Annotated in this window: 1 protein-coding gene and 1 pseudogene; one reads left to right on the forward strand and one right to left on the reverse strand. The window is 40.7% G+C overall.

The window, feature by feature from the left end; translation table 11 throughout:
- A pseudogene (locus ACT3RM_RS17695) lies at nucleotides 1-224 on the reverse strand (hypothetical protein); the annotation flags it as partial.
- Here ACT3RM_RS17695 and ACT3RM_RS17700 point away from each other — a divergent pair.
- Nucleotides 209-1,393 carry a PQQ-dependent sugar dehydrogenase gene (locus tag ACT3RM_RS17700; protein ID WP_441835572.1) on the forward strand — a complete coding sequence of 395 codons (1,185 nt, stop codon included), beginning with the start codon at nucleotides 209-211 and terminating at the stop codon, nucleotides 1,391-1,393. The pseudogene ACT3RM_RS17695 and the gene ACT3RM_RS17700 sit on opposite strands and share 16 nt — an antisense overlap.
- The last annotated feature ends 314 nt before the right edge of the window (nucleotides 1,394-1,707 follow it).

Here is a 1,707-nt window from a genome sequence, read left to right on the forward strand (position 1 = left end):
ATTAAAAATGCAATCAGCAATGCAACAGCAATTATAGCACCATAAGTTGGTAGTAAGCCCAGCCAATCATCGAGGGTTAAACTAACCCGATCACTAAAACCAACGACTACACCAACATTAACTAATTGATTGACAACGTATTGACTATGAAACAAGCTAGCAAGTGTGAATGTAAGTAACCAGGAAGCTAAAAATGAAGGTAACAAACGTGTTAAAAAGTTCATGGTTTTCTCAACTTAAAATGAAACGTTTTATCAACAGTAGCAAAGGCTTGAGTCGTAAACAATCTATCTGCTGTTTTACACTTACTTGGCTTTTTGTATTTTCAGTACAAGCCGACACACCGTTACCAACAAAAAAACACAAAATTTTCCCCCTAGCCACTGAGCTGCAATCTCCATGGAGTATGGTCGAACTGCCTGATGGCACATGGTTAATTACCGAACGTGACGGTCACGTAGTAATTGTAAAAAACAATCAACAATCTAGAGTTAATTTAGCGCTTGATGGATTATATGTTGCCGGCCAAGGAGGCCTGCTCGATATTGTATTATCGCCTGATTATAGTGAGACCAATAAAGTTATTTTCACTTATGTTCAAGGTAACTCTGACGCAAACCGAGTCGTGATTGCTAAAGCCACCTTTGATGGCACCGGCTTTTCACAACCTGAGATCATTTATCAAGTTGCAACTGATAAAGACACACCACAGCATCATGCAGGGCGCGCCCTTGTGCTACCTGATAATACTTTACTATTTTCAAGTGGTGATGGCTTTGATCATCGAGAACAAGCACAAGTAATAACTAGCCAGCTTGGCAAAGTATTACGTATAAATTTAGACGGCAGTTTACCAAAAAACAATCCATATATTGATCATGAAACCCTGGTTGCACGTGCGGTTTTCTCACTTGGCCACCGTAACACCCAAGGGCTGGTTTATGATTATGATACCAAACAAATCGTCAGTCATGAGCATGGCCCTGCTGGTGGTGACGAACTAAATTACTTAGCTGCAGGCACCAATTACGGTTGGCCGGTGATAACTTATGGTAAAGATTATTCTCAAGCCCGTATTTCACCTTTTACAGAATATTCAGGTATGAAAAAGCCTACCGTTGATTGGACGCCGTCTATTGCGCCCTCAGGTATGGCTTATTATGGCTCAAAGCAAGGTGCCTTTATTTCACTGAAAAAGCACGTCCTGATCACCACCCTAGTCGACAAAAAACTCTATGCGGTTAATTTAGATGATGGTGATTTTACCCAATCACATGTATTCCCAGAGATCACTGGAAGGCTACGAGATGTATTTGTAACCGATAACGGTAATATAGCTATATTAACTGATGGTCAAAAAGCAAAGCTATTACTCGTAACGCCAAAAGAATAAACAGAATAGGATAAACTGTTTTGTTAGGTACTAGAATTCGACTTCTGCCCCAACTTTAGTTTCACAAGACTCAACGAAAGGTCGCAGTGACCTCAATTCTTTGTGTAGTTTATCGCTTGGCTGAGATGGCCCATTCAGCATAAGCGCCTGAGGGTCTTTGACTTCAGACTCAATCTTATCTATAAAGCCTGAAAGCGCTTCTTCAAAATCATTGAAGTAGTTTTCAGACCACTTGTCTTTTGCCTCTTTGGCTACACACTCAGATACTTGAATAGACTCCTGAATACTTTATTCGCCATCACCGCTTGGGCCGA

Origin of the sequence: Pseudoalteromonas sp. AOP7-A1-14 (assembly GCF_052376275.1) — a bacterium.
Lineage (GTDB): Bacteria > Pseudomonadota > Gammaproteobacteria > Enterobacterales > Alteromonadaceae > Pseudoalteromonas.